The sequence below is a fragment of the Methylobacterium mesophilicum genome (assembly GCF_036441335.1).
Lineage (GTDB): Bacteria > Pseudomonadota > Alphaproteobacteria > Rhizobiales > Beijerinckiaceae > Methylobacterium > Methylobacterium mesophilicum_B.
Map to the genome: position 1 here is coordinate 70,241 of NZ_MLBW01000012.1, position 20,824 is coordinate 91,064.

General features: G+C 71.6%; 13 protein-coding genes and 1 pseudogene. 9 read left to right on the forward strand and 5 right to left on the reverse strand.

Going from position 1 to position 20,824, the window contains the following annotated elements:
• Positions 1-23: 23 nt before the first annotated feature.
• The 4 genes and pseudogenes from MMR14E_RS08905 to MMR14E_RS08920 all read right to left on the reverse strand — a co-directional run bounded on the left by MMR14E_RS08905 (position 24) and on the right by MMR14E_RS08920 (position 7,057).
• Complete coding sequence (locus tag MMR14E_RS08905) at positions 24-2,204, reverse strand: TonB-dependent siderophore receptor (protein WP_331313759.1); 2,181 nt, start codon at positions 2,202-2,204, stop codon at positions 24-26.
• A gap of 453 nt (positions 2,205-2,657) precedes the next feature.
• Positions 2,658-4,508 (reverse strand): NADPH-dependent assimilatory sulfite reductase hemoprotein subunit, encoded by a 1,851-nt coding sequence (locus tag MMR14E_RS08910; RefSeq protein WP_331313760.1) that lies wholly within the window; start codon positions 4,506-4,508, stop codon positions 2,658-2,660.
• A 171-nt stretch (positions 4,509-4,679) separates the two neighbouring features.
• Positions 4,680-6,430 (reverse strand): annotated as a pseudogene (locus tag MMR14E_RS08915) (diflavin oxidoreductase).
• A gap of 111 nt (positions 6,431-6,541) precedes the next feature.
• On the reverse strand, positions 6,542-7,057 hold the full coding sequence (locus MMR14E_RS08920) for an Lrp/AsnC family transcriptional regulator (protein ID WP_010686224.1): 516 nt from the start codon (positions 7,055-7,057) through the stop codon (positions 6,542-6,544).
• 265 nt (positions 7,058-7,322) lie between these two features.
• Between MMR14E_RS08920 and MMR14E_RS08925 the strand changes: the two genes are divergently transcribed.
• From MMR14E_RS08925 to cysN, 3 genes are read left to right on the forward strand one after another with little or no spacing between them, the layout of a single operon-like run.
• Entirely contained in the window at positions 7,323-8,174 is an 852-nt protein-coding gene (locus MMR14E_RS08925) for a phosphoadenylyl-sulfate reductase (protein ID WP_331313761.1), read from the forward strand.
• Positions 8,171-9,130, forward strand: coding sequence for a sulfate adenylyltransferase subunit CysD (cysD, locus tag MMR14E_RS08930; RefSeq protein ID WP_331313763.1), 960 nt, complete (start codon positions 8,171-8,173; stop codon positions 9,128-9,130). Before MMR14E_RS08925 ends, cysD begins: the two co-directional genes overlap by 4 nt.
• Positions 9,130-10,536 (forward strand): sulfate adenylyltransferase subunit CysN, encoded by a 1,407-nt coding sequence (gene cysN, locus MMR14E_RS08935; protein ID WP_331313764.1) that lies wholly within the window; start codon positions 9,130-9,132, stop codon positions 10,534-10,536. Before cysD ends, cysN begins: the two co-directional genes overlap by 1 nt.
• Positions 10,537-10,700: 164 nt before the next feature.
• On the opposite strand, the gene MMR14E_RS08940 is transcribed toward cysN, so the two are convergent.
• Positions 10,701-11,735 carry an LLM class flavin-dependent oxidoreductase gene (locus MMR14E_RS08940; protein ID WP_331313765.1) on the reverse strand — a complete coding sequence of 345 codons (1,035 nt, stop codon included), beginning with the start codon at positions 11,733-11,735 and terminating at the stop codon, positions 10,701-10,703.
• 200 nt (positions 11,736-11,935) lie between these two features.
• Here MMR14E_RS08940 and MMR14E_RS08945 point away from each other — a divergent pair, with 200 nt between their 5' ends.
• From MMR14E_RS08945 to MMR14E_RS08975, 6 genes are all read left to right on the forward strand, one after another.
• Entirely contained in the window at positions 11,936-13,138 is a 1,203-nt protein-coding gene (locus tag MMR14E_RS08945; RefSeq protein WP_331313766.1) for a pyridoxal phosphate-dependent aminotransferase, read from the forward strand.
• Between the two features lie 26 nt (positions 13,139-13,164).
• Positions 13,165-13,836 carry a DUF1932 domain-containing protein gene (locus MMR14E_RS08950; RefSeq protein WP_331313767.1) on the forward strand — a complete coding sequence of 224 codons (672 nt, stop codon included), beginning with the start codon at positions 13,165-13,167 and terminating at the stop codon, positions 13,834-13,836.
• Positions 13,837-14,764: 928 nt separating this feature from the next.
• A complete protein-coding gene (locus MMR14E_RS08960) occupies positions 14,765-15,718 on the forward strand; it encodes a DMT family transporter (protein ID WP_056523381.1) in 954 nt (317 codons plus the stop codon).
• Positions 15,719-16,325: 607 nt separating this feature from the next.
• Positions 16,326-19,349: an isoleucine--tRNA ligase gene (gene ileS, locus MMR14E_RS08965; RefSeq protein ID WP_331313769.1), complete on the forward strand. Its 3,024-nt coding sequence runs from the start codon at positions 16,326-16,328 to the stop codon at positions 19,347-19,349.
• A gap of 88 nt (positions 19,350-19,437) precedes the next feature.
• Positions 19,438-19,953: a signal peptidase II gene (gene lspA / locus MMR14E_RS08970; protein ID WP_331313770.1), complete on the forward strand. Its 516-nt coding sequence runs from the start codon at positions 19,438-19,440 to the stop codon at positions 19,951-19,953.
• Positions 19,954-20,113: 160 nt separating this feature from the next.
• Positions 20,114-20,779, forward strand: a complete 666-nt coding sequence (locus tag MMR14E_RS08975; RefSeq protein WP_331313771.1) for a hypothetical protein — start codon at positions 20,114-20,116, stop codon at positions 20,777-20,779.
• Positions 20,780-20,824: the final 45 nt, after the last annotated feature.

The window sequence follows — 20,824 nt, forward strand, 5'->3', positions numbered from 1 at the left end:
GCCGCCGCGCGGGTTTCGGCCTGTCAGAGCCGCGCGGTGATCGTCGCCAGAACCGTGAACGGCGCCCCGGGGGTGTTGTTGGTCGCGTTGGTCGGCGCCTCGATGTAGCGCACGTTCGTCAGGTTGCGCATGTTCACCGACAGGCGCCAGTGGGCGTCGAAATCGTAGTACACGAGCGCGTCGAGCCGGTTGTAGGCGCCCACGGTGAAGCTGTTGTCGAGGTCGCCGTAGCGCCGGCCGACATGGGTGACGCCGAAGCCGAGCCCGAGCCCGCGCAGAGGGCCTTCCTGGAACGCGTAGGTCGACCACAGGCTGCCGCTGAACACCGGCACGCCGGTGAGCCGGTTGCCGACCGCGAAGGTCGTGTCCTTGGTGATCCGCGCGTCGATCAGGCCGACACTGCCGATGACGTTCCAGCCGGGCAGGATCTCGCCGGCCAGGTCGGCTTCGACACCCCGCGACCGCTGCTGGCCGGTGATGACCGAGAAGGTGGGATTGCGCGGGTCGGTGGCCGCGACGTTGTCCCGGACGATCTGGAAGGCGGCCGCGCTCAGGGTCAGGCCGGGCGTGAGATCGACCCGGGTGCCGGCCTCGACCTGCTCGCCCGTGCTGGGCGGGGGGTTCGCCACGTTCAGCACGCTGGCGGTCTGCGGCAGGAACGACGTGGCGTAGCTCGCGTAGAAGGTCAGCGGCTCGAACGGCCGGTAGATCAGCCCCACCCGCGGCGAGGCACCGAACAGGGTCTGCTCGGGCGGCTGGGTCCGCGAGGCCGGCTGGCGGTTGAAATAGTACTGGCTGCCGAGATCGAACCGTGCCCCGACGACGAGCTGCAGGCCCGGCGCCAGCACGATCTGGTCCTGGGCGTAGAGTCCGAACACCTCCAGCTTCTGCTTCAGGTCGGCCTGGAACTGGAGCGGCTGGAAGGCCGCGCCAAACATCGGGTTGAGGAAGCTGACCGGGGCGAGGTTGCCCTGCTGGGAGAAGGCGTGGCGGAAGCCGTTCGAGTACTCGAATCCGAGGAGCGCCGTATGGGCGAAGCCGAAGGTGTCGAACTTCATCACGGCCTCGGTCTGGCTGTCGACCGCGGCGAAGCGCGAGTTGACCGTGGCCTCCCGCCGGGTCAGCAGCGTGCCGGCATTGTTGACCGCTAGGGCACGGGCGGCGAACACGTCGAACGTACCCCATTGCCCGGCGATGACCTGCCGGAGCGTCAGGTTCTCGTTGACGTCGTGCTCGGCCCGCAGGGTGATCGTGTTGAAGGCGCCGAAGTAGCGCGAGGACGGCTCACCGTAGAACCGGCCGATATTGTCGAGAGGGACGCGGCCGCGGAAGGCCACCAGCCCCTCGTCGTACTGGGTGTTCTGGTTGGTGAATTCCGAGTTCACGTAGACCCGGGTGTCGGCGCTCGGCGTCCAGCTGAGGGCCGGCGCGACGAAGACGCGCCGGTTGGTGTCGCCGCCGTAATTGCGGAAGGTCGGATCCTCCTGGGCGGCGAAGCTGAGACGCGCGGCGAGTCCCTCGACGGCGGGCAGCGCGCTGGACACGGAGCCCTGGAAGCGCCGGAAGCCGAAGCTGCCGCCCTGCACGCTCGCGTCGGCCGTGGGCTCGAAGGTCGGCCGGCGGGTCACGATGTTGATGACGCCGCCGGGGTCTCCCCGGCCGAACAGCACGGATGCCGGCCCCTTGATCACCTCGACGCGCTCGGCATCCACGAGGTCGCGCGTCACCGGGTAGAAGTTGATGGCCGGGTCGACCAGCACGCCGTCGACGGCGAAGACCTGCGTGGAGAAGCCGCGGATCAGGTAGTTCTGCGACCGGCCCTGCACCGTGCTGCCGAGAACCACGTTGCTGACGTTGGTCACGGCATCGGTGAGCCGCAGATCCTGCTGATCGGTGATCACCGAGCGGGGCACGACGTTGATCGATTGCGGCGAGTCGCGCACCAGCGTGTCGGTGCGCGTGGCGGTCGCCGAGCGCGTCGCCCGGTAGCCGACGACGGGACCGTCGGCCCGCTCGCTGACGGGGCCCGTGCCCGCAACACTGAGTTCCGAGAGAACAACCTCGTCAGCGGCGGGCTCAGATTGCGCGCGGATCTCTGTCGGCGCAAGCAGAAGGAGCGACGTTGCGAGTCCAGTCCTGCAGAGATTCGGGCGCGACCGGCAGTATTTGATGCGATCGACGACGTCGATCCGGGCGACGGGCATGATTTAAAATCGTTCTCAAGAGCGGCGTATCGGCGCGATGACGTATTTCTAGATTGCAAACGCCGTCTTTTCTCAACGCCGATCGCGAAAGCGGCGGGTGACGCGCGCAACCGGTGCCCGGTTGTTGCGCGGAAGGCACGATTCTATGGGCAGTGCTTTGAAGTCGTTCAAAGCTACCAACTTTGGCGTGTGCGATGCTGGGCTTCGCAACCGGCTGGTCCCGGGACGGGCGCCGTAGGCAGGCCGACTCACGGCCTCGTGTCCGTCGGGCGATCGCGCGGGATCGCCCGGGAGAACGGCCGGCCCGCGTGAGGGGGGATCGCGGACCGGCCGGCGTACCGCGCGCCGGATCCGACGCGCGATGGGGACGGCGGCCGGGCCGGCGCGCGGCCGCGCCGCCGCGGGCTCATCGTCCCGGCGCGTCCGGGAGCCTCCCCGGACGCGCCGCCCGGGTCAGCCGAGCGCGGCCGGCTTGAGGGCGCCGGTCCGCTCGTGGAAGTCCGGGCCGTTGGTGGTGCGGGCCACGTGGCCGGCGCGGATCAGGTAGTCGCCGAAATGCTCGCCCGGCTGCCGGCCCTTCGCGTAGTCGGCGAAGAGCGGGTCGAGGGTGTCGCGGATCTCGGAGGCTGCAACATCCTCCTTGTAGAGCTTGCTGAGCCGCGAGCCGTCATGGGCGGCGCCGAGATAGAGGTGGTAGCGTTCGGGGCCGCGGCCCACGAGGCCGATCTCGGAGATGAACGGCCGGGCGCAGCCGTTCGGGCAGCCGGTCGAGCGGATCGTGATCTCCTCCTCGGCCAGCCCGTGGGACGCGAGGCTCTCCTCCAGCTCGGTCATCAGGTCCGGCAGGTAGCGCTCGCTCTCGGCGAGTGCGAGGCCGCAGGTCGGCAGGGCCACGCAGGCCAGCGAGCTGCGCCGGAGCGCGCTGGCGCCCCGGGTCAGGCCGTACTCGTCGACCAGCGCGTCGATCTCGGCCCGCTTCTCGGCCGGGACGTTGGCGATGATGACGTTCTGGTTGCCGGTGAGGCGGAAATCGCCCTGGTGGACCTCGGCGATGCGGCGCAGGCCCGAGAGGAGCTGCGGGCCGCCGTCGATGTCCTTGATCCGGCCCGAGGGCACGTAGAGCGTCAGGTGGTGGCGGCCGTCGTCGCCCTCGACCCAGCCGTAGCGGTCGCCGTTGCCCGTGAAGGCGAAGGGCTCGGGCGCGCCGAGCGTCTTGCCGATCCGCTTCTCGACCTCGGCCCGGAAGGCGTCGAGGCCGTAGCGCTCGATCGTGTACTTGAGCCGGGCGTTCTTGCGGTTCTTGCGGTTGCCCCAGTCGCGCTGGACCGTCATCACGGCTTCCGCGACCTTCAGGGCGTCCTCGGGCTTCACGAAGCCCATCACGTCGGCGGTGCGCGGGAAGGTGTCGGGCTCGCCGTGGGTCATGCCCATGCCGCCGCCCACCGTCACGTTCCAGCCGGTGACCTGGTTCTTCTTGTCGAGGATCGCGATGAAGCCGAGGTCGTGGGCGAAGATGTCGACCTCGTTGGAGGGCGGCACCGCCACGACGGTCTTGAACTTCCGCGGCAGGTAGGTCCGGCCGTAGACCGGCTCGACCTCGGCCTCCTCCTCGCCGCCGACCACGCGCTCGCCGTCGAGCCAGATCTCGCGCCACGCGCTGGTCTTGGGCAGCAGCGAGTCGGAGATGTCCTTGGCGAGCTGGTAGGCGGCCCTGTGGGCGCCGGCCTGGGCCGGGTTCGTCGCCGCCATGACGTTGCGGTTGACGTCGCCGCAGGCCGCGATCGTGTCGAGCAGCGCGCCGTCGATCGCCGCCATCGTGCGCTTCAGGTTCGACTTGATCACGCCGTGGTACTGGAAGGTCTGGCGCGTGGTCGCGCGCAGCGCCCCGCCCGCGTAGGTCCGGGCGATGTCGTCGAGGATCAGCCACTGCTTCGGGGTGATGACGCCGCCGGCGATGCGCAGGCGGATCATGAAGCTGTAGGCCTTGTCGAGCTTCTTCTTGGTCCGCTCGGGGCGCAGGTCGCGGTCGTCCTGCAGGTACATCCCGTGGAACTTCACGAGCTGCCCGTCATCCTCCGAGATCGCCCCGGTGGCGTGCTTCAGCAGCCCGTCCGCGAGCGTCCCGCGCAGGTAGCCGCTGGCGATCTTGATGTGCTCGTTCGCCGCGAGCTGGGCCGCGCGGGCGGCCTCGGCATCGGTGATCGGCCGCGCGGTCGGCGGGGTCTCGTAGACGCGCTTGGCCGGTGCCGAAGGCGCGCTGGAGGCCGGGGTCTCGGCGGCGTCGCGGGGGCTGTGGTCGTCCATGGGGTGAATCCGTCTGTCTGAACGCGTTGCCCGCGCCTCGCATCAGGGGCGGGTGCCGAGCGGGACTGGGCCGGCTCACGGAAGGGGGCGGGATCCGCGACGGTCTCCCTCTCCCGTGCCCCATCCTGCTCCGCTGCAATCTCGATCCTGCGGCCTCGGAAGGCCGGCCTGTTAGTAAACGTCCTGCTGGTAGCGGTGGCTGCGCTCCAGCGCCGCGACCTGTGCTTCCGCGTCGGCGGCGCTCAAGGATTTGGCGGTCTCGTAGGCCTTCACCAGAGCGGCCCGCACGTCCTTGGCCATGGCCTTGGCATCGCCGCAGACGTAGAGATGCGCGCCCCCGTCCAGCCAGGAGACCAGCTCCCGCGCGTGCTGGGTGATCCGGTCCTGCACGTAGACCTTCTCCGGCTGGTCCCGCGAGAAGGCCACGTCGATCTTCGTGAGCGACCCGTCCTCCAGGGCGTCCTGCCACTCGAGCTGGTACAGGAAGTCGTGGGTGAAGTGCCGGTCGCCGAAGAACAGCCACGACCGCCCGGGGGCTTCCACGGCCCGGCGCTCCTGCACGAAGGCCCGGAACGGCGCGACGCCGGTGCCCGGCCCGACCATGATGATGTCGGTGGCCGGATCCTGCGGCAGGCGGAAGTGGCGGTTCGGCTTCAGCCGCACCCGCAGCTTGGCGCCGTCGCGGATCCGGTCGGCGACGTGGACCGAGGCGACGCCCGCGCGGGCCCGGCCGTGGGTCTCGTAGCGCACCGCAGCGATGGCGAGGTGGACCTCGTCGCCCACCTCCTTGCGCGAGGAGGCGATCGAGTAGGCCCGCGGCGGCAGCGGCCGGGTGATGGTGCCGATGTGCTCGGCCGTGAGCTTGGCCGGGTAGGTCTCCAGCAGGTCGATCAGGTGCCGGCCCTCGATCCAGGCCTTGGCCTCGCCGCTGTCGACGAGTTTCTGCGCGTCCGCGTGGCCGGTGGCCTTCACGAACCGCTCGATCGTGGCGGCCGACAGCGTGGTGATGTCCCGCTCGGCGAGCAGGGCCCCGCGCAGGGCCTCGTCGCCCGCGAGACCCGCGGCGTTCAGGATCTCGTCCACCAGCTGCGGGTCGTTCTCGGGGAAGATCTCCAGCGAATCGCCCGGCTCGTAGGCCGGCGCGCCGTCCTCGAAGGCCAGCGCGAGGTGGATCGTCTCCTTGTCGGAGCGCGAGGAGTTGAGGTTCACGTGCTCGACGACCTCGACCACCAGGGGCTCGCGGCTCGGCTCGGCCTCGTCGTCCTCGCCGGCCCCGGCGCGGGCGAAGTCCACCGCCACGACGTTGTCGGGCTGCTCGGCCGGGGCGAGCGCCTTCAGCGCGCCCTTGATCCAGTCGGCGGCCGGCTTCTCGAAGTCGAGGTCGAGGTCGGCGCGCTCGGCCATGCGCTTGCCGCCCAGGGCCTCGAAGCGCGCGTCCAGCGCCTTCCCGATGGCGCAGAACTCCGCGTAGGAGGTGTCGCCGAGCGACAGCACCGCGAACTCGACGCCGTCGAGGCGCGGGGCGCCCTCCCCCATCAGCTCGCCGTAGGCCCGCACGGCCCGGGCCGGCGGCTCGCCCTCGCCCCAGGTGGCCGCGATCGCGATCAGCTTGCCGGCCTTGGGCAGGGTCGCGAGGTCGAGATCGGCGAAATCCACGACCTTCGGCTTGAAGCCCTGCTTGCGCGCGAGCTTGGCGACGTTGCCGGCGAGCGCCTCGGAATTCCCCGACTCGCTGGCGTAGATCACCGTCAGCGGCGCGGCGGCCTTGGGCGGGGCNGCCCGCCCGCGGCGTCGAGCCCGGCCAGGAAGCCGGCGAGCCACGCGCGCTGCGTGGGGCTCGCGGTGCCGAGCACCGCGTCGAGGCTGGCGCGCTCGCCGTCCCCGAACGGGGCGGTGCGCGGGAGGAGATTCTGGCGGGACATTACGGGACCATGTCGGGGCCGGCGCGGCCGGTGTCAATCGAGAAACGTTCTTTTTGCAGAACGGGCGGAGTTTAGGAGATCACGTTCGCTGCGCTGCGAAAAAAGAGAACATCATTCTCCAACCACGGCGAGGACGGGGGCAGTCCCCGGCAGGTGCCGCCCGTTCTTGGGCGGCGCCGGCAGCGGCAGGGCCGTGGTGGACTTCACCTTCTCCATGGCGAAGCGGGAGGTGACGTTCTTGAGCGGCAGCACCGCGATGAGGTGCTTGTAGAAGCTGTCATAGGCCTGCATGTCGGCGACGACGACCCGCAGCATGTAGTCCACGTCGCCGGCCATCCGGTAGAACTCGAGCACCTCCGGCATGGCCGAGACGGTTGCGGCGAAGCGCTGCAGCCACTCCTGGGAATGGTCCGCGGTCTCGATGGAGACGAACACGGTCAGCCCGAGGCCGAGCTTCACCGGATCGAGCACCGCGACGCGCCGGTCGATGACCCCGTCGGCCTCGAGCTTCTGGATGCGCTTCCAGCACGGGGTCTGCGACAGGCCCACGCGCTCGCCGATCGCCGCGATGGAGAGCGTGGCGTCCGTCTGCAGCAGGGCGAGAATCTTCAGATCGATCGCGTCCAAAGCTGTCTCCGTGGGCTTCCGCCGCCCGCGAGGCGCGAGCGCATATACGTGTCTACCGGCACCGGTGAGAAGAATCTTTTACCTCGGGCCCATGCTGCCCGCGCCGGGAGCTGTGCGCAACCGCACGCCGAACCGCGGGTCCGACCCGGTCGAGCGCGCCGGGGCGCCTTGACTTCGTTCGGTATAGCGAACATTTCGACCGTCCGACAACAGGCACGGCGCTGGCCGTGGCCTTTCCACCACGCGAACCCCGGGACATGGCGCGATGACCCGTCCGGACCGACAGACGGCCGACTCCCTCGCGGAGCGGCTGTCCGGGCTCGACCTTCCAGGCCGCCTCCACCTGATCGCCACCGAGATCCCCGGCCGCCTCGTCTTCACGACGAGCCTCGGGGTCGAGGACCAGGCGCTCACCCACGCCCTGGCCATGGCCAGGCTCGCCGAGGGGCTCGCCGACGGGCGCGTCGAGATCGTCACCCTCGATACCGGCCGTCTCTTCGCCGAGACCTACGACACCTGGACCGAGACCGAATCGGCCTACGGCATCCGGATCACCGCCTACGCGCCCGAGCGCGCGGCCGCGGAGGATTTCGTTCGGACCGAGGGCATCAACGGCTTCCGGCGGTCGGTCGCGGCGCGCCAGGCCTGCTGCGGCTTCCGCAAGGTCGAGCCGCTGGGCCGCGCGCTCGCAGGCGCGAGCGGCTGGCTCACCGGGCTGCGGGCCGGCCAGTCGGCCAACCGCGCCGAGACGCCGCTCGCCGCGTTCGACGCCGCGCGCGGCCTGATCAAGCTGAACCCGCTGGCCGACTGGTCGCGCGAGCAGGTCGATCGCTTCGTGCGCGACAATTTCGTGCCCTACAACGTCCTGCACGATCGCGGCTTCCCGTCGATCGGCTGCGCCCCCTGCACCCGGGCCGTGAAGCTCGGCGAGCCCGAGCGCGCCGGCCGCTGGTGGTGGGAGCAGGAAGACAAGAAGGAATGCGGCCTGCACGTCGGACGCCCCGGCGCGTCGGTGCAGCCCGGCCAGGAACCCGCGATCCTCGAGCCCGCCGCCTTCGAGCCTCCTTTCGAGGCTACCCCGAATCAGACCGCCCGCCAGCCGGAGTTCGCCCGATGAACGCCGCCCTCGCCGCCGCCGTGCAGCCGAGCGCCCCCGCGTCCGCACAGACCGCCGACCGCCTCAGCCACCTCAAGCGGCTGGAGGCCGAGGCCATCCACATCTTCCGGGAGACGGTCGCCGAGACCGAGAACCCGGTGATGCTCTACTCGATCGGCAAGGATTCCTCGGTCCTGCTGCACCTGGCGCTGAAGGCCTTCGCGCCCGGGCGGCTGCCGTTCCCGCTGCTCCACGTCGACACGACGTGGAAGTTCCGCGAGATGATCGCCTTCCGCGACGCCCGCGCCAAGGAACTCGGCCTCGACCTCCTGGTCCACACCAACCCGGACGGGCTCGCCCGCGGCGTCGGCCCTGTGAGCCACGGCTCGGAGGTCCACACCGACGTGATGAAGACGCAGGCCCTGCGGCAGGCGCTCGACCAGCACAAGTTCGACGCGGCCTTCGGCGGCGCCCGCCGCGACGAGGAGGCGAGCCGCGCCAAGGAGCGGATCATCTCGCTCCGGACCGCGCAGCACCGCTGGGACCCGAAGCGCCAGCGCGCCGAGCCCTGGCACCTCTACAATCTCAAGAAGAAGCGCGGCGAGTCCCTGCGGGTCTTCCCGCTGTCGAACTGGACCGAACTCGACATCTGGCTCTACATCGAGCAGGAGAACATTCCGATCGTGCCGCTCTACTTCGCCAAGGAGCGGCCGGTCGTGGAGCGCGACGGCCAGCTGATCATGGTCGACGACGAGCGCCTGCCGCTCGCGCCCGGCGAGACCCCGCAGCAGCGCCTCGTCCGCTTCCGCACGCTCGGCTGCTACCCGCTGACCGGCGCGGTGGAGAGCGACGCCGCGACGCTGCCCGAGATCATCGGCGAGACGCTCGCCGCCCGCACCTCGGAGCGCCAGGGCCGGGTGATCGACAAGGACGGGGCCGGCGCCATGGAGCGCAAGAAGCAGGAGGGCTATTTCTGATGACGCTCCACCAGGCTCCCACGGCCTTCACCGACCGGGCCTCCGGCTACGCGGCGTTCCTGACCGCCCACCGCAACAAGGCGGTGCTGCGCTTCATCGCCTGCGGCTCGGTGGATGACGGCAAGTCGACCCTGATCGGGCGGCTCCTGCACGACACCAAGCAGATCTTCGACGACCAGATCTCGGCGCTGCAGCGGGATTCGCGCAAGCACGGGACCCAGGGGCAGGAGATGGACCTCGCCCTGCTGGTGGACGGTCTCCAGGCCGAGCGCGAGCAGGGCATCACCATCGACGTCGCCTACCGGTTCTTCTCCACCGACAAGCGCTCCTTCATCGTGGCCGACACCCCCGGCCACGAGCAGTACACCCGCAACATGGCCACCGGCGCCTCGACGGCGGACGTGGCGGTGATCCTGGTCGACGCCCGCCAGGGCCTGACCCGGCAGACCCGGCGCCACGCGCTGCTCGTCTCGAATCTCGGGATCCGCCGAGTCGTGCTGGCGGTGAACAAGATGGACCTCGCCGGCTGGGCGCAGGGCACCTTCGACGGCATCGTGGCGGGCTTCTCGGACTTCGCCCGGGGGCTGAATTTCGCTGAGGTCAAGGCGATCCCGCTCTCGGCCAAGAACGGCGACAACGTCGTCGAGCCGGGTATCGCGGCGCCCTGGTACACGGGTGGTCCGCTGCTCACCTACCTGGAGACCGTGCCGGTCCGCGCCGAGGCGCTCAACGCGCCGTTCCGGATGGCGGTGCAGTGGGTCAACCGGCCCAATTCCGAGTTCCGCGGCTACAGCGGCCGGATCGCCAGCGGCCGGGTGCGCCCGGGCGACTCGGTGACGGTCCAGCCCTCCGGCCGGACCTCCACGGTGGCGCGGATCTACACCGCCGACGGCGACCTGCCCGAGGCCGGCGAGGACGAGTCGGTGACGCTGGTGCTCGCCGACCAGATCGACGCCTCCCGCGGTCAGGTGATCGTGGCCACCGACGCGCCGATGCGGGTCACCGAGACCCTCGACGCGCGCCTGTTCTGGGCGGCCGAGACCGATCTGAGCCCGGGCGCGAGCCTGTTCGCCAAGATCGGCACCGCCACCGTCACCGCGACCGTGGAGCGGATCGTCTCGCGCATCGACCCCGAGACCGGCAAGCCCGGCCCGGCCGAGCGCCTGTCGGCCAACGACATCGCGGACGTGGCGCTCCGCCTCGACCGGCCGGTGGCGGTGGACGCCTACGCGGAGAACCGCGAGACCGGCAGCCTGATCCTGATCGACCGCGAGACCACCGACACGGCGGCCCTCGGACTGGTCCTGGCGCCGAAGGCGGGGGCCGCGCAGGCGGCGACGCCCGGCGCCAAGCCCGCGGACGGGGGCGGGTTCCTCGCCCGCCTCGGGCGCCTGTTCGGGCGCTGAAATCCGCGTTCCAAAAGGTCCGGGACCTTTCGCGGGTGCAGGGCAGAGCCCTGCGAAACGGGTTGCGGGCACCCGGGAGGGGGCTCATGACCCGTTCGTCGGGGTTTCACCCCGACACCCCCCCTTGGGGCTGAGCCCATCGGGAACCCTGACATCTCCCGGTGTCAGGCCGCCTGTGAGGCGGCGCCGAGCCCCCAGGCCCGCGCCAGCAGCGCGTAGGAGTCGTGCCGCGCCGCCTGGTCGGGGATGGCCGAGACGATCATCAGCTCGTCGGCCTGCGTGCGCTGGACCATCTCGGCGAGCCGGGCCCGCAGGGTCTCGGGGCCGCCCACGTGCAGGCGGTCGCGGCCGCGCTCGATCTGCATCCGCTCGCCGTCGGAATACGGGTAGGCCAGCGCCTCGGCGAGGCTCGGCAGCGGCCGGTACTCGCCGCGCTCCCGCCGCAGAGTCGCCAGCCGCGCGCTGGAGGCGAGCCGCTCGGCCTCCGCGTCCGTGGCGGCGCAGACCGCCGCCACAGCCAGGACCGCGTGGGGCTTCGCGCCGAGCCGCGTCGGCCGGAACCGGTTCCGGTAGTCGAGCATCGGCGGCTCCGCGGGCATCCCGGAGAAGTGCTGCGCGAAGCCGAAGCCGCAGCCGATCTCGGCGGCGAGCCGGGCGCTGTAGTCGGAGGAGCCGAGCAGGAAGATCGGCGGCAGCGGCACCCCCGCCGGGCTCGCCGCGATCCGCGCGAACGGGTGCCCCTCCGGGAAGCCGCCGTCCCAGAACAGCAATTCCTGCAGGCGGTCGAGGAAATCGTCCCCGCCCCCGTGGCCGCCCTCTCCCGGCGCTTCCCGGCGGCGCAGCGCCCGCGCGGTGATTCCGTCCGTGCCGGGCGCGCGGCCGAGACCCAGGTCGATCCGGCCGGGGAACAGGGCCTCCAGCACCCGGAAGCGCTCGGCCACCATCAGCGGCGCGTGGTTCGGCAGCATGATCCCGCCGGAACCGACCCGCAGGGTGCGGGTCGCGGCGGCGATCTGGCCGATCATGATCTCGGGGGCCGGGCTCGCCACGTTGGGCAGCGCGTGGTGCTCGGCGAGCCAGTAGCGCCGGTAGCCGAGGTTATCGACGTGGCGGGCGAGCGCCAGGGTGTCGTGCAGGGCCTGCGCCGGGGTCGAATCGGCGCTGACGAAGGAGAGGTCGAGGACGGAGAGCGGGGTCATGGGCAGGATCTGGTAACGACGATCCCGCAAAGCGAGGGCGGCCGCGCAGGCGAGCCCTGCACGGCGCGCCGGGCGCGCGCGTCGACTGCGTGCTGCGCACCGCCTTGCCGGCTCAGCGTCCCGGGCCTAGGGTCCGCCGCGCCGCGAAACGGGCGGCGCTCGGGCACCCTCGCCCCTGACAATCCGGAGCACCGCACGCCATGGCTCTCCTCGCCGACGTCCTCTCGCGGGTGAAGCCGTCCGCGACCATCGTGATGACCCAGAAGGCCCGGGACCTGAAGGCCTCCGGCGTCGACGTCATCAGCCTGTCGGTGGGCGAGCCGGATTTCGATACGCCCGAGCACATCAAGCAGGCGGCGATCGCGGCGATCCACCGCAACGAGACCCGCTACCCGCCGGTCTCCGGCATCGTGCCCCTGCGCGAGGCGATCGTGCGCAAGTTCAAGCGCGAGAACGGGCTCGACTACGCGGTCTCGCAGACCATCGTGGGCACCGGCGGCAAGCAGGTGCTGTACAACGCGTTCCTGGCCACGCTGAACCCCGGCGACGAGGTGGTGATCCCCCGCCCCTACTGGGTGTCCTACCCGGAGATGGTCGGGCTGTGCGGCGGCACGCCGGTCTTCGCCGACACCGACATGGCCACCGGCTTCAAGCTCCAGCCGGAAGAGCTCGACCGGGTGCTGACCCCGAAGACCAAGTGGATCGTCCTCAACTCGCCCTCGAACCCGTCGGGCGCGGCCTATTCCCGCGCCGAGATGAAGGCGCTCACCGACGTGCTGCTCCGCTACCCGGACGTCCACATCCTCACCGACGACATCTACGAGCACCTGACCTACGGCGACTTCGAGTTCGTCACGCCGGCCCAGGTCGAGCCGCAGCTCATCGAGCGGACGCTGACCATGAACGGCGTCTCGAAGGGCTACGCCATGACCGGCTGGCGCATCGGCTACGCGGCCGGGCCGGAGAAGCTCATCAAGGCGATGGATTTCGTGCAGGGCCAGCAGACCTCCGGCGCCAGCACGATCGCGCAATGGGCCGCGGTCGCCGCCCTGGACGGGCCGCAGGACCACCTCGCCACGTTCCGGGCCGCCTTCCAGGGCCGGCGCGACCTCGTCGTGTCGATGCTCAACCAGACCAACGGGCTGACCTGCCCGACGCCGGAGGGCGCGTTCTACGTCTACCCGTCCTGCGCGGCGCTGATCGGCAAGAAGACGGAAGCCGGCAAGACCATCGAGACCGACGAGGACTTCGTCATGGAGCTGCTCCAGGCCGAGGGCGTGGCGGCGGTCCACGGCTCGGCCTTCGGCCTCGGCCCGAACCTGCGCATCTCCTACGCGACCTCGAACGCGGTGCTGGAGGAGGCCTGCCGGCGCATCCAGCGCTTCTGCGGCTCGCTGCGGTAGCGATCCCCAGGGTCCCGGAGGGTCCCGTGCCCACGATCGCGGTGATCGCCCCGGGCGCCATGGGCAGCGCCGTCGGGGCCCGGCTCGCCGGGCACGGCGCCCGGGTGCTGACCTCCCTGGACGGGATCGACGCCAACGCCGTCAGCCCGGAGACGGTCGGGCGCATCGCCGCGATCGTCGCGTCCGCCGGCGCGCCGTTCCTCGACGGCGCGATCCTGGGCCTGCCGCCGCAGCCCGGCGCCAAGGGGCCGCGCGTCTACGTCTCGGGCGCCGAGACGGCCCCGGCCCTGGTCCTGCGCGACCTCGGCCTCGACCTGCGCGTCTGTCCCGGTGATATCGGCGCCGCCTCCAGCCTCAAGATGAGCTATGCCGGCCTCAACAAAGGCCTGACGGCGCTCGCCGCTCTCGTCATCGGCGCCGCGGCGCGCGCCGGCGCCGGCGCGGCGCTGCTGGCCGAACTCGCCGAGAACGAGCCGGCGCTGCTGGCCCGGTTCGCCAGGGGCCTGCCCGACATGGCGCCGAAGGCCTGTCGCTGGGCACCCGAGATGGAGGAGATCGCCGGGTTCCTCGGGCCCGACGCGGCCGGGCGGCAGGTCTTCTCCGGCTACGCCGCGCTCTACCGCCGCCTCGCCGCCGAGGACGGTGCGGACGAGATCGCCGCGCTGATGCGCTTCGCCGCGGCCGCGGCGGAGCGCTGATCGCCGCGGGCCCCCGGAAACGGTCCCGCCTCTGTTGCCGGCTCGGCTGTCACCCTCTACACGGGCTGTCCCCAGCGGCCGATGCGCCTGAAGGTTTCGCGAGCCCGCTCGGGCCTGCATGGCGGCGGGGTCGGCAGTGACGGGGCGGTCCGGACCAGTTCTCTGGGCCGTTCCTGTGAGGCTCAGTGGGCCGAGTCGCTGCAGGAGTGTCGGGAGCGCGGGGAACAGGAACCGCGGGTCCGGCGCATGGCCCACATGATTTCCCGCCGGATTCCGCCCGCGAGACGGGTCGCGGGCGCGGGTCCCTGACCCGTTCCGGGACAGGGGCGCCCGGGGCCGTTGCGGCTTCGTTCACGCTCCGGAGCGATGATGCGTCCGGGCCGGGGATCCGGTTCCGCGTAACCGCGTTCTCTCGGGCCTGACGACCATGCGAGCCCTGCTCACCAGCGGCATCAAGGCGATCCTCGGCATCGCCGCGCTCTCCACCGCCGCGCACTGGACCCTCCGGGTGCAGCGCGAGTCCGCCGCGCCCGCGGTCGCGACGGCGAGCCTCGCCGAGCCCGCCGCGACCGGCTCCATCGAGCCGCGCCGGGTCGAGCNGAGCGGGCCGCCGCGCTGGCGCCCGCGCCGGTCCCCGCGGCGGCGCCCGTCCCCGCCGCGCCCGCGCGCGCCGCCGCGGGGCTCGACCAGTCGCACCTCGCCGCCCTGATCGCCGGCGCGACGCCGCCCAAGCCGAAGGTCGCCAAGACCGCGAACAGGACGGCCTCCGCCGAGAAGGCCCCCGTCGCCGAGAAGGTCGCGGCGAAGCGCTGAGTCCCCCGCCGGCGCGGGCGACCGTGCCGGCTGCATGGTTCCCCTGCGCGCCGGCGGATACCGGCGCGGCGCCGGGCGTGGCAGGGATTTCGGCCTCTACCGAGATTGGTCAGGCATGAGCACGCAGGTCGCGACCTCCGTCCCCGACGACAGCGCCGCGCCGCGCGCCGCTCCGGAGGCCGACCTCGCCGGCCGCCGGCGGATCGTCGGCATCGCGCTGATGTGCGGGGCCGTCGCCTTCTTCGCGAGCCTCGACGCCTGCGGCAAGACCCTGGCGCGGGCCGGCGTCGACCCGCTGGTCACCACCTTCATGCGCTACGCGGCGAGCGTCGCCATGATCTCGCTGTTCATCAACCCGGTGCGCACGCCGGGCGTCGTGAAGAGCCGGCGCCTGCCGCTGCAGATCGCCCGCTCCCTGCTGCTCTTCGCCTCCACGGCCCTCAACTTCCTGGCCCTGCGCTACCTGCAGCTCGCCGAGACGATCTCGATCCAGTTCGCCGCGCCGCTCACCGTGGCGCTGCTCGCCGGTCCGCTGCTCGGCGAGTGGTCGTCGCGGGCGCGGCTGGCGGCGATCGGCGTCGGCTTCCTGGGCGTGCTGGTGATCGTGCGGCCGGGCGTCGGCGGGATGCATCCGGCCGCTCTGCTCTGCGTCGCCAACGTCGTGGTCTACGCCTTCTACGCGATCATCACGCGCAAGCTCGCGGCCTACGACTCGACCGCCACGACCATGTTCTACACCGGCCTCGCGGGGCTCGCGCTGATGGCGCCGCTCCTGCCGTGGATCTGGACCAGCCCGGCGAGCCTGACCCACTGGGCGCTGCTGTTCGGGGTCGCGCTGTTCGGGACGCTGGGCCACTGGCTGCTGGTGATGGCCCATGCCCGGGCCCCGGCCAACGTGCTGGCGCCGTTCATCTACACGCAGCTGCTGTGGTCGGTGACGCTGGGCTTCCTGCTCTTCGGCGACGTCCCGAGCCGCTGGACGGTCGCGGGCGCCATGATCGTCGTCGGATCGGGCCTGTACCTCCTGGCGCAGGAGACCATCCGCCGGGAGGCGCGGCCGGCCGCCTGAGGCGACCGGCCGGAACCTGGCACCAGAACGTCAGCGGCCGAGGCGCGCTCAGCGACGCTCCTGGCGCTCCATCCGCTCCTCGCGGCGGTTCTCGCGGGCCCGGCGGGCCGGGTCCGGATCGGTGCCGAGCACCCCGCCGACCGTGCCGGTCGCCGCGCCGACCCGTGCCGTCCTCGACGCCGCGCTGGGCGCCGCGCACCGTGCCCTGGGCCTCCGCGGCGCCCGCGTAGGCCAGCGGCGCGAGGGCGAGGGTCGCGATCAGAAGCTTCTTCATGGGTCTACTCCCGTGAGTCGGTTTGGGTCGGCTCCGCGCCGCCGCGGCGGGCGGAGGGTGTGTCGGTCAACGGTTCAGACGCCGATTGGTCCCATCCGCGGTCACGGGCGCGTGATCCGCGCTGCCGCTGGCCTCGGGCCGGGGCGGCTGGTAGAGAACGCCCCATGCACGCTTCGCGCGCCCTGCGCGGCCCCGGCCGCCCGATCCGAATTACCGGCCCGGCCTCCGCCTGAGGGCCCGCTCCGGCGCGGCCGCGCGGAGGTCCGGGATCCTCCTGCCGCCTGACCCGACTTCGCCGGCCCTGCGCCGGCCCGACCGCCGATGCGAGATCCGATGACCGCCCCCGAGACCGCGCCCGCCCGCGACTATTCCAAGACCCTGTTCCTGCCGCAGACCGAGTTCCCGATGCGCGCCGGTCTGCCGGTGCGCGAGCCGCTCTTCCTCGAGCGCTGGAAGCGGATGGACCTGTACGGGACGCTGCGCGCCCGCGGGCAGAACCGGCCGAAATTCGTGCTCCACGACGGGCCGCCCTACGCCAACGGCAACATCCACATCGGCACCGCGCTCAACAAGATCCTCAAGGACGTGGTGGTCCGCTCGCAGACCGCCCTCGGCTTCGACGCCAACTACGTCCCGGGCTGGGACTGTCACGGCCTGCCGATCGAGTGGAAGATCGAGGAGCAGTACCGCGCCAAGGGCCGCAACAAGGACGACGTGCCGGTGATCGAGTTCCGGCAGGAATGCCGGACCTTCGCGGCCCAGTGGCTCGACGTGCAGCGCGAGGAGTTCAAGCGCCTCGGCGTCACCGGCGACTGGGACCATCCCTACGCCACCATGGCGTTCCCCGCCGAGGCCGTGATCGCCGACGAGCTGATGAAGTTCTCGATGAGCGGCCAGCTCTATCGCGGCTCCAAGCCGGTGATGTGGTCGGTGGTCGAGAAGACCGCGCTCGCCGAGGCGGAGGTCGAGTACGAGGAGCACGTCAGCGACACGATTTTCTGTGCTTTTCCGATCCGCGAAATTAAGTTCGCTCTTGCCGAAGACATCGTTCCAGGCACGATTCCGACCGATCCAAACAACGCTGCGTTGGCAGGTGCACGCGTCGTCATCTGGACGACCACTCCCTGGACCATACCGGGCAACCGCGCCGTCGCTTATTCGAAGAAGATCGCCTATGGACTCTACCGGGTCTCACGGGCGCCGGATGACAACTGGGCGAAGCCCGGCGAAACCTATGTGCTCGCCGATTCCCTTGCCGCGACCGTGTTCAAGGCCGCCCGTGTCCCGGAGGGCGGATTTGAGCGTGTCGCTGACGTTCCCGCGGAAGTCCTGGCCGGCCTGACTCTGGACCACCCCCTGGCGAAGCTCGGCTACGGCTTCGCCGTGCCGATGCTCGACGGCGACCACGTCACGGACGAGTCCGGCACGGGCTTCGTCCATACGGCGCCGAGCCACGGCCGCGAGGATTTCGAGCTCTGGATGGCGAGCGGCCGGCTGCTGCGCGAGCGCGGCATCGACGCGACCATTCCCTACACGGTCGACGCCGACAGCGTGCTCACCGAGGCCGCCCCGGGCTTCACCGGCACCCGGGTGCTCACCGCCAAGGGCGAGAAGGGCGACGCCAACAAGGCGGTCATCGCCGCGCTGACGGAGGCCGGGGCGCTGATCGCCCGCGGGGTGCTGCGCCACCAGTACCCGCATTCCTGGCGGTCCAAGAAGCCGGTGATCTTCCGCAACACGCCGCAATGGTTCATCGCCATGGACCGACCGGTGGACTCGCTCGGCAACCGGACGCTGCGCGAGGTGGCGCTCCAGGGCATCGACGACACCCAGTGGGTGCCGACCCAGGGCAAGAACCGCATCACCGGGATGGTCGCCAACCGGCCGGACTGGGTGGTCTCGCGCCAGCGCGCCTGGGGCGTGCCGATCACCGTCTTCGTCCACCGCGAGACCGCCGAGATCCTCAAGGACGCGCGCGTCAACGCCCGCATCCGCGACGCCTTCGCGGCCGAGGGCGCCGACGCGTGGTTCCGCGACGACGCCGCGGAGCGCTTCCTGGCGCCCGAGCACGACCCGGCCGCCTACGAGAAGGTCACCGACGTCCTCGACGTCTGGTTCGATTCCGGCTCGACCCACGCCTTCGTGCTGGACGATCCGGAGGCCTTCCCGGGGCTCTCCGGGGTGAAGCGCGTCCGCGACGGCGGCCAGGACCGGGTCATGTACCTGGAGGGCTCCGACCAGCACCGCGGCTGGTTCCAGTCCTCGCTGCTCGAATCGGCCGGGACCCGCGGCCGGGCGCCCTACGACATCGTCCTCACCCACGGCTTCGTGCTCGACGGCAAGGGCCTGAAGATGTCGAAGTCGAAGGGCAACGTCGTCGCGCCGCAGAGCGTCATCAAGGATTCGGGCGCCGACATCCTGCGCCTGTGGGTCGCGGCCTCCGACTACACCGACGACCTCCGCATCGGCCCGGAGATCATCAAGACCTTCGCGGAGACCTACCGGAAGCTCCGGAACTCCCTGCGCTGGATGCTGGGCTCCCTCGCCCACCGGGTCCAGGGCGACGACGTTGCGTTCCAGGAAATGCCGGAGCTGGAGCGGCTGATCCTGCACCGGCTGGCCGAGCTCGACGGCGAGATCCGCGAGGCCTACGCGACCTTCGACACCAAGCGGGTGGTGGCGCTGCTCAACGGCTTCATGACCGGCGACCTGTCGTCCTTCTACTTCGACGTGCGCAAGGACGCCCTGTACTGCGACCCGATCTCGTCGGTCCGCCGCCGGGCGGCGCTGCAGGTGATCGACGCGGCCTTCCGGCGGGCGACGATCTGGCTCGCCCCGGTGCTGGCCTTCACGGCCGAGGAGGCGTGGCTCGAGCGCTACCCGTCCGAGGACGGCTCGGTGCATCTCCAGACCCTGCCGGAGACCCCGACGGACTGGCTCGACCCCGCCCTCGCGGAGCGCTGGCACAGGATCCGGCGGGTCCGGCGCGTCGTCACCGGCGCCCTGGAGATCGAGCGCGCGGCCAAGCGGATCGGCGCGAGCCTGGAGGCGGCGCCGCAGGTCTACGTGGCGGATCCGGAGCTGCTCGCGGCGCTCGAGGGCTGCGACTTCGCCGATACCTGCATCACCTCGGCCATCACCGTGGTGGCGGGCGAGGGCCCGGCCGAGGCCTTCCGCCTCGACGAGGTGCGCGGCGTGGCGGTGGTGCCGAGCCCGGCCGAGGGGCGCAAATGCGCCCGCTCCTGGCGGGTCAGCCCGGAGGTCGGCAGCGACCCGGACTACCCGGAGGTGACGCCCCGCGACGCCCAGGCCCTGCGCGAGTGGGACGCGGCGCATCCGGAGGCGAGCGCGGCGTGAGGGCGTTCCACGCCGTCGGCGCCGCCGCCGCCCCCTCTCTCCGCGAGCGGGGAGCGGGGGGCGCCGCCCCGGGCCGGGCGCGAAACCCGTGACGCCCTTCCGCGCCGGCCTCCTGGCCCTCGTCCTCACCCTGATTCTCGATCAGGCCAGCAAGCTCGGCCTGTATTTCGGCACCGACCTCGTGCTGACGCAGCCCTGGCGGCTGGCGCCCTTCGCCGACTTCGTCGTGGTCTGGAACCGGGGCGTCTCCTACGGGCTGTTCCAGCAGGAGGGCGGGATCGGCCGCTGGCTCCTCGTGGCCCTGTCGCTGGCCGCCGCCCTCGGCCTCGGGATCTGGATGCGCCGGGCCTCGTCGCGGCTCCTCGGGATCGCCCTGGGGCTGATCGTCGGGGGCGCGCTCGGCAACGCCATCGACCGGGCCGCCTACGGCGCCGTCTTCGACTTCGTCCACCTGCATGCCGGCGGCTGGTCCTGGTACGTGTTCAACGTCGCCGACGCGGCGATCGTGGCGGGCGTGATCGGGCTGATCCTCGACAGCCTGTCCCCGGACGGCCGCAGGGGCCGGGCGTCCCCGCCGCAGGGCGACCCGGCGCCGCGCCTGTGATCCCTGCAACACACAGGTCCGGCCGCGTCCCCCTCCTGGCGCGACGCAGTCAAGGCGCCATACGATCGCCGGAAACCGGCCTCAGGCCGGGACCTGTCGGATCAGGCCGCGCCGCGGCCATCCCAGAGCCGGACGCCCCGTCCGGAACCCGTGAGGCAGCATGACCGGGCATCGCAGGCTTCGTCCCCTCCTCTCCGCCGCGGTGGCCCTGGCGCCGCTCTGCGTCGTCGGTGCCGCGCACGCGCAGGAACGCGGCGAGTTCATGCGCGACGCCCTGTCGGGCATCGGCCTCCTGGAGAAGCGCCAGGATCCGATCGACTACCACGAGCGGCCGCCGCTGGTGATGCCGCCCAAGATCGACGGCAAGGCCCTGCCCCAGCCGCGGGCGCGCTCCACCAACACCGCCTGGCCGAAGGATCCCGAGATCGTCGAGCGCGAGCGCGCCGCCGTGGAGCGGCGCAATCCCAAGGGCTCCCAGGCCCAGGGCCGCTACGACGACAACAACGCGACGCTGTCCGTGGAGGAGATGCGCGGCGGGCGCCGCGCCGGCGCGGGCCTGACGACCACCGCCGAGCGCAAGCCCGGCGACAACAACCGCGACGACAGCCTGCTCAGCCCCTTCGAGCTGCTCAAGGGCAAGAGCGCCAACGCCGAGCCCTCCGACATCGAGCCGAGCCGCGACACGCTCACGGACCCGCCGACCGGATACCGGCAGTCGCCCAAGCAGCTGGCCCGGCCGCCGTCGAGCGACCCGATCAACAACGCCAGCCGCGAGCGCGAGGAGGCGGATCCCCGCGCGTATCTCCGTCAGCGCGCGCAGCAGTGACGGGGGCGCCGTGTCGCCGTTGCAACGGCGACACGGCGTGGCAAC